Origin of the sequence: Kitasatospora sp. NPDC051705, assembly GCF_044453265.1 — a bacterium.
Lineage (GTDB): Bacteria > Actinomycetota > Actinomycetes > Streptomycetales > Streptomycetaceae > Kitasatospora.
Genome location: NZ_JBITCO010000039.1, coordinates 55,860 through 62,920, shown reverse-complemented (window position 1 = coordinate 62,920; position 7,061 = coordinate 55,860). Strand labels below are relative to the sequence as shown.

Below are 7,061 nucleotides of genomic sequence, written 5' to 3'. Positions count from 1 at the left end.
CGCGCTACGACAAGCGCGCCTACGTCTTCCACGGCACCATCGTCGTGGCCTCGATCCGCCTCTGGCTCAGACCGTGATCCGCCGGACAGAACCTAGAGAACACTAGGCCCGCAGCGGGCCGGAGGCAAATCCCGAAGCCCGCCCGGGATACGGCGGCGGGGAGCGCGAGAACCAGCGCGACGGCGAGGGAGTGAACCCATCCCTTGCCACTCTCAACCTATAGCGCACCGGGGGTCTTGCCGCAAGGCCCCCGTGCTGCCGCACAATCGCAGGCCGAGACCGGAGCCGGCGGCACCGCCGGGTCTCCCGGGATCGACCTCGGAACCCCGGAACGGAGCCGATGCCATGCACCCCCTGACCGCCAGCGCCTTCGACCTGCCCGACCACCTCACCGCCAAGGCCGACCCGGCGCTGATCGCCGCCGACGAACGACACTTCGCCGCCATCACGGAGAGCCTGGAACAGACCGTCGCCGAGCTGTCCGAGCAGCTCGACGCCGCACGGAAGGCGCCCGGCGGCATCGGCCGGGCCGCGATGGACCGGGACGCGGAGGTCCACCGGCTGACCGCCCGGCTGCGCGCCCTGCGCCGCTTCGGCCTGGACCTGTGCCTCGGCCGCGTGGTCGGTGCGGACGGCCCCGAGCCGGTGTACATCGGCCGGCTGGGCCTCACCGACAGTGCGGGGCGCCGTCTGCTGATCGACTGGCGCTCCCCCGCGGCCGAGCCGTTCTTCGCCGCCACCCACGCCAACCCTGCGGGCCTGGCGAGCCGGCGCCGCTACCGCTGGACCCGCGGCCGGATCAGTGACTACTGGGACGAGGTGTTCACGACCGACGGGCTGGAGGGCCACGCCGCCCTGGACGACCAGTCCGCCTTCATCGCCGGCCTCGGCAGCTCCCGCTCGCCCCGGATGCGGGACGTGCTCGCCACCATCCAGGCCGACCAGGACGCCGTGATCCGGGCGGGGTCGCGCGGGGCCCTCGTCGTGGACGGCGGTCCGGGCACCGGCAAGACCGTCGTCGCCCTGCACCGTTCCGCCTATCTGCTGTACTCGGACCCGCGCCTCGGCCACCGCCGCGGCGGCGTGCTCTTCGTCGGCCCCCACCAGCCCTATCTCTCCTACGTCGCCGACGTCCTCCCCAGCCTCGGCGAGGAGGGCGTGCGGACCTGCACCCTGCGCGACCTGGTCGCCGAGGGCGCCCGGGCGGTGGAGGAGAGCGACCCGGAGGTGGCCCGGCTGAAGGCGTCCGCCGCGCTGGTCAAGGCGGTCGAGAAGGCCGTCGCCGTCTACGAGGAGCCGCCCGCCGCGGGGATGACGGTCAGCACCGACTGGTCCGACCTGTGGCTGAGTGCCGGGGACTGGGCCGAGGCGTTCGACTCCGTGGAGCCGGGCACCCCGCACAACGAGGCCCGCGAGCAGATCTGGGCGGAGCTGGTGACGATCCTGCTGGACAAGCACGCCGAGGGGGGCGAGGAGGAGGACGTCCCGCCGGAGCTGTTCCACAAGTCGCTGCTGCGCGACCGCGACCTGGTCACCACCCTCAACCGGGCGTGGCCGCTGCTGGAGGCGGCCGACCTGGTCGGCGACCTCTGGACGGTCCCCGCCTACCTGCGGCTGTGCGCCCCCTGGCTCACCGCCGACGAGGTCCGGGCGCTGCAGCGCCCGGACGCCCAGGCCTGGACGGTCGCCGACCTGCCCCTGCTGGACGCGGCCCGTCAGCGTCTCGGCGACCCGGAGGCCGCCCGCCGGCAGAGCCGGCGGCGGGCCGCCGTCGCCGCCGAGCGCGAACGCATGGCCCAGGTCATCGACCACATCCTCGCGGCCGACGAGGACGGGGAGGGAGCGGTGGCGATGCTGCGCGGGCAGGACCTGCGGGACAGCCTGGTCGACGAGGACGCCGTGCCCGCCGGCGACCCGGAGCCGCTCGCCGGCCCGTTCGCGCACATCGTCGTGGACGAGGCCCAGGAGCTCACCGACGCGCAATGGCAGATGCTGCTGCTGCGCTGCCCCTCCCGCAGCTTCACCATCGTCGGGGACCGCGCCCAGGCCAGGCACGGGTTCACCGAGTCCTGGCGGGAACGGCTCGAACGGGCCGGGCTGGAGCGGGTCACGGTGGCCTCGCTGAGCGTGAACTACCGGACGCCGGAGGAGATCATGGCGGAGGCCGAGCCGGTCATCCGGGCCGCGCTGCCGGACGCCAACGTGCCGACGTCCATCCGCAGCAACGGCGTCCCGGTCCGCCACGGGTCGACGGCGGAGCTGGAGTCGGTGCTCGACGCCTGGCTCGCCGAGCACGCGGAGGGCACCGCCTGCGTCATCGGGGACCCGGCCTTCCGGGCGACGCCGCGGGTCCGCTCGCTGACCCCGGAGCTGTCCAAGGGCCTGGAGTTCGACCTGGTGGTCCTGGTCGACCCGGAGGCGTTCGGCGGGGGCGTCGAGGGGGCCGTCGACCGCTACGTCGCGATGACCAGGGCGACCAGGGAGCTCGTCGTCCTGACCACTCCGCGGTAGCGGCACGGGGGGGGGCGCGGCCGGGGCGCGGTCAGGCGGCGAGCAGCGCCTGCGCGATGCCGCGGGCCCGTTCGGCCGCGTCCGGGGCCCCCTCGCGCAGGGCGGTGACGATGGCCCCGTCCATCAGCAGCGCGAACTGCTTGGCGCGGGCCAGGGGTTCGGGGATGTCCGCGTCCCGCATCAGCTGCTCGACCAGGTCGATGACCCGGGTCTTGTGCAGGGCGGCCATCCGGCGGGCCGGGCTGGAGGCGTCCGCGAACTCGGTCATGGTGTTGATCGCGACGCAGCCCCGGAAGTCCTGCGCGGCGAAGCGTTCGGCGAGCGCGTCGAAGATGTTGAGCGGGTGGCCGCCGTGGGCCGCGACCCGCTCGCTGAGCCAGGCGCGCCACCGCTCGTCCCGCCCCTCCAGGACGGCGACCACCAGGGCCTCCTTGCCGGAGAAGTGCCGGTAGAAGGAGGCCCGGCCCACCCCGGACTCGGAGAGGATCCGCTCCACGCCGACCGCGCGGATGCCGTTGGCGTAGAAGAGGGACTCGGCGGTGCTCAGCAGGCGCGCCCGTGCGTTTACGGCCATGGCCCCGATCTAACCACCCTTGACGCCAAACGGCACCGGTCGGTACCGTCCTTGCCGTCGGTACCGATCGGTACCGTTTCGGGGGGACCGAACACCGGGGGGCGTCATGGACCAGGACTGGGCCGAGGCAGCGGTCGAACTCAACGCCGGCTACGCCGTGCTCACGGCGGACGGCACGCCGACCGCGTCCGTCCCGCACGCACTGGTGTCCTTCCAGGGCGGCTTCGCCAAGCTGCGCCTGCCGGGCGTCGACACGGTCCAGGTGGTCTCCGCCCCGGCCGTCCGCCTGATCACGCTGCACTCCGCCTGAACCGGCGCGCCACACCCACACCCAGATCTGCGGCTGCCAGGCCGCCCGACCCGGGACGCACCGCAACCACCGTTGCACCGCCGCCCGGGCCGGGACGCCGACCAGTCGCGGCCGCCCGGTTCCGGGCAGCCCGGCCGGGACCTCCGTGGTCCCGCCGGGCTGCCCGGGTGCGGCCTCACACCACGGCCGTGCGCCTCGGCCCCGCACCTCGGCCCCGCACCTCGGCCTCACGCCTCGGCCACGGCCTCCAGCGGGCTCAGCGCGGCCGCCCGGTGGGCCGGAACGGCGGCGGCGAGGGCACCGACCAGCAGGGCGAGCAGGCAGGTCAGGGCCAGTCGGCCCCAGGGCAGCTCCAACGCGTACCCGGCCATCGCGCCGTTGGCCAGCGCCCCGACCGCCCAGGCGCAGAACAGCCCGCCGGCCAGGCCCAGCCCGGTGCCGAACGCCGCGACGGTCACCGCCTCCAGCCGGATCATCCGCCGGACACCCGCCCGGTCCATGCCCAGGGCGCGCAGCGCACCGATCTCCCGGGTGCGCTCGGCCACGGACACCGCCAGCGTGTTCGCGACGCCGAGCACGGCGATCACCACCCCGATCACGAGCAGCCCGTTCACCAGGGTCAGCAGGTCGCCCACGGTGCCCGCGGCGGCCCGGACGACCGCGGCCCGGTCCCGCACCGTCAGCAGCGGGTTGCCGCCCACCGCGGCCCGCAGCCGGTCCTCCACCGCCGCGGAGACCTCGCCGCCCTCCGTCCGCACCAGGATCCGCTGGACGGAGCCCGGCCGGAAGGCGTGCCGCCGCACCTCGTCTTCGGCGCCGAGCGCGTCGCGGGCGGTGGGATTGTCCTGGTAGACGCCCACGACGGTGTAGGGGGCGGGTTCCCCGCCCGGGCCGATCCGGGCCTCGACCCGGCTGCCGGTGCGCAGACCGTTCTCCCGGGCGACGGTCTCGGAGAGGGCGATGCGGCCCGGCCCGAGGTCCTGCGCGGAGCCGCCGAGGAAGTGCAGCCGCATCACCTCGCCGACCGTGGCCGGGTCCACCCCGGAGACCTCCCGGACGCCGCCGCCGAGGAACAGGGTGGAGTCGGTGACGGCGCTCGCGGTCCGCACACCGCCCGCCCCGGCCACCCGCCGGACGGCGTCCGGGTCGATGCCGGCCGTGGTGCTGCCGGTGCCGATCACGTAGTCGGCGCCGAGCCCGGCCGCGGCCCGACGGTCGAGGGCCTGCCCGGTGGAGTGGCCCACGACGGCGAGGCCGGTGACCAGTGCGGTGCTGACCAGCAGGGTGGCGGCGGTCGCCGCGGTGCGCCGCGGGTCGCGCAGCACGTTCTGCCGGGCGAGGTGACCGGTGATCCCGGTGCCGCCGGTCAGCCGCCGGCCGAGCGCATCGGCCGGCCGGCCGATGGCGCGCACCGCCGGGGCCACCAGCAGCGGCGCCAGCACGACCAGTGCGACGACGAGCAGGCCGCTGCCCAGCAGGGCGTTGCGCAGGTTCGCCTCGGAGGCGTCCTCGGCGGTGGCCGCGAGCGCGACCAGCAGGCCGGCCCCGGCGAGCAGCAGGGCCAGGCCCGCCCCGGCCCGGAGGCCGGCCCGGCCGGCGGGCGGCTGCTGGACGGTGCGCAGCGCCTCGACCGGCGCGACCCGCGCGGCCCTGCGCGAGGGCAGCCACGCGGCGAGCACCGTCACGCCCACCCCCACGCCGAGCGCCGCCGCGACGGGGCGCGGCCCGATCACCAGCGGGCCGTGCGGCAGCGTGTCCCCACCGCCCAGGACCCCGGGCAGCACGGTGGCGACGCCGAGGCCCAGCGCGAACCCGGCCGCCGAGGCGGCGAGGCCGACCAGCAGTGCCTCCGCCAGGACGGTCCGGACGACCTGACGGCGGGAGGCGCCGATCGCCCGCAGCAGCGCGATCTCGCGGCTGCGCCGGGTGACGAGCATGGTGAAGGTGTTGACGACCAGGAACGAACCGATGAACAGCGCGACCCCGGCGAAGACCATCGGCGTCTTCTCGTACCCGCGGGTCAGCACGCCCACGTAGGCGGCCTGCTGAACGGCCAGGGCCGCGCCGGTGACGGCCTCGGCCCGCTCCGCGGGGAGCACCTCGGCGACCCGCCGGGCGAGTTCGGCCTGAGCGGTGCCGGGCACGGCGGACAGGTCGATCGCGGTGTAGTGCTCCGGGGCGGCGAACAGCTCCTGGGCGGTCGCCCGGTCGAACAGGACGAGGGTGCCGCGGGCGGTGACCCGGGTGTCGGCGGTGGTGACGAGGCCGACGAGCCGCTTGGTCATGGCCGGCCCGTCGGTGGCCAGCGTGACCCGGTCGCCCAGGTGCAACCGGCCGGCGGCGGCGGTGCCCACGTCCACGGCGATCTCGTCACCGCCGGCGGGGGCGCGGCCCTCGACCAGGGGGTAGCGGGCGTCCCGGCCGGCCGTCCCGCCGTCCTTCCCACCCGTGGCGGGGACGTAGGCCGCGGCCAGGTTCGCCCCGGGCCGGACCCTCAGCGGGCTGCCGTCCGCGGCGTTCAGCACGGCGGCGCCGTCGACGGAGGGCCGGACGGCGGCGACGCCGGGCAGCTGGGCCAGGGTCCGCGCGAGCGCGTCGGTGAGCACGTCCTCGCGCCGGTCCGCCGGGCCCGCGGTGGGGTCCGCCCGCGCGGTGACGGTGACGGCGGTGTCCGCGAAGTTCCTGGAGGCGGCGGCGCGGTGGGCGGCGGCGGTCGAGTCCGCGAAGACGAGGGTGCCGCAGACGAAGGCGACGCCGAGGCAGACCGCGAGGACGGTCATGGCCAGACGGGCCTTGTGCGCCAGGACGTTGCGCAGGGCTGTTCTCAGCATGGGCGGCTTTCGGGAGGAGTGGAGGACGGGGGCGGGTGGGCGCGGGCGTCGGCCGGCGACGCGTCAGCTGGTGCGGGAGCGGGCGTCGAAGCCCTTCATGACCCCGAGGACCCGCTCCGGGGTGGGCCGCGTCATCTCGTCGACCAGGCGGCCGTCGGAGAGGAACACCACGCGGTCCGCGTAGCCGGCGGCGACCGGGTCGTGGGTGACCATGACCACCGTCTGTCCCAGCTCGCGCACCGAGGCGTGCAGGAAGCCGAGCACCTCGGCGCCGGCGTGCGAGTCGAGGTTGCCGGTGGGCTCGTCGGCGAAGACGATCGCGGGCCGGGAGGTCAGCGCCCGGGCGACCGCGACGCGCTGCTGCTGGCCGCCGGACAGCTGCGCGGGCCGGTGGTGGAGGCGGCCGGCGAGCCCGACCATGGCGACCACGCGGTCCAGCCACTGCCGGTCCGGCCGGCGCCCGGCGATGGTCAGCGGCAGCGTGATGTTCTCCAGCGCGGTGAGTGTCGGCAGCAGGTTGAACGCCTGGAAGACGAAGCCGATCCGGTCCCGGCGCAGCCGGGTCAGCTGCTGGTCGCCCAGCGTGCCCAGCTCGGTGGTGCCGATCCGCACGGAACCGGAGCTGGGGGTGTCCAGGCCGGCGGCGCAGTGCATCAGGGTCGACTTGCCGCAGCCGGAGGGTCCCATGATCGCGGTGAACTCGGCCTCCCGGAAGGCCACGCTGACCCGGTCCAGGGCGGTGACCCGGGTGTCGCCGGCGCCGTAGACCCTGGTCAGGTCGGTGGTGGCGGCCGCGATCCCGGGTGTGGTGAGCAGGGCGTGGCGGGCAAGGGGG

The 7,061-nt window shown here is 75.8% G+C and carries 5 protein-coding genes; 2 read left to right on the top strand and 3 right to left on the bottom strand.

Features of this window, described 5'->3' with window-relative positions; genetic code table 11:
- Positions 1 to 345: 345 nt before the first annotated feature.
- The gene (gene helR / locus ACIA8Q_RS31705) at positions 346 to 2,511 is read left to right on the top strand and encodes an RNA polymerase recycling motor ATPase HelR (RefSeq protein ID WP_360209788.1); all 2,166 of its coding nucleotides are present in this window, start codon (positions 346 to 348) and stop codon (positions 2,509 to 2,511) included.
- Positions 2,512 to 2,542: 31 nt separating this feature from the next.
- On the opposite strand, the gene ACIA8Q_RS31700 is transcribed toward helR, so the two are convergent.
- Entirely contained in the window at positions 2,543 to 3,085 is a 543-nt protein-coding gene (locus ACIA8Q_RS31700; protein ID WP_360209790.1) for a helix-turn-helix domain-containing protein, read from the bottom strand.
- Between the two features lie 106 nt (positions 3,086 to 3,191).
- On the opposite strand from ACIA8Q_RS31700, the gene ACIA8Q_RS31695 reads away from it, so the two are divergent.
- On the top strand, positions 3,192 to 3,395 hold the full coding sequence (locus tag ACIA8Q_RS31695; protein ID WP_360209792.1) for a hypothetical protein: 204 nt from the start codon (positions 3,192 to 3,194) through the stop codon (positions 3,393 to 3,395).
- A 227-nt stretch (positions 3,396 to 3,622) separates the two neighbouring features.
- Here the strand turns inward: ACIA8Q_RS31695 and ACIA8Q_RS31690 are convergent, their stop codons facing one another.
- Both ACIA8Q_RS31690 and ACIA8Q_RS31685 read right to left on the bottom strand, forming a co-directional pair.
- Positions 3,623 to 6,226 carry an FtsX-like permease family protein gene (locus ACIA8Q_RS31690; RefSeq protein ID WP_396318128.1) on the bottom strand — a complete coding sequence of 868 codons (2,604 nt, stop codon included), beginning with the start codon at positions 6,224 to 6,226 and terminating at the stop codon, positions 3,623 to 3,625.
- Between the two features lie 63 nt (positions 6,227 to 6,289).
- The gene (locus tag ACIA8Q_RS31685) at positions 6,290 to 7,042 is read right to left on the bottom strand and encodes an ABC transporter ATP-binding protein (RefSeq protein ID WP_387906610.1); all 753 of its coding nucleotides are present in this window, start codon (positions 7,040 to 7,042) and stop codon (positions 6,290 to 6,292) included.
- Between the last annotated feature and the right edge of the window lie 19 nt (positions 7,043 to 7,061).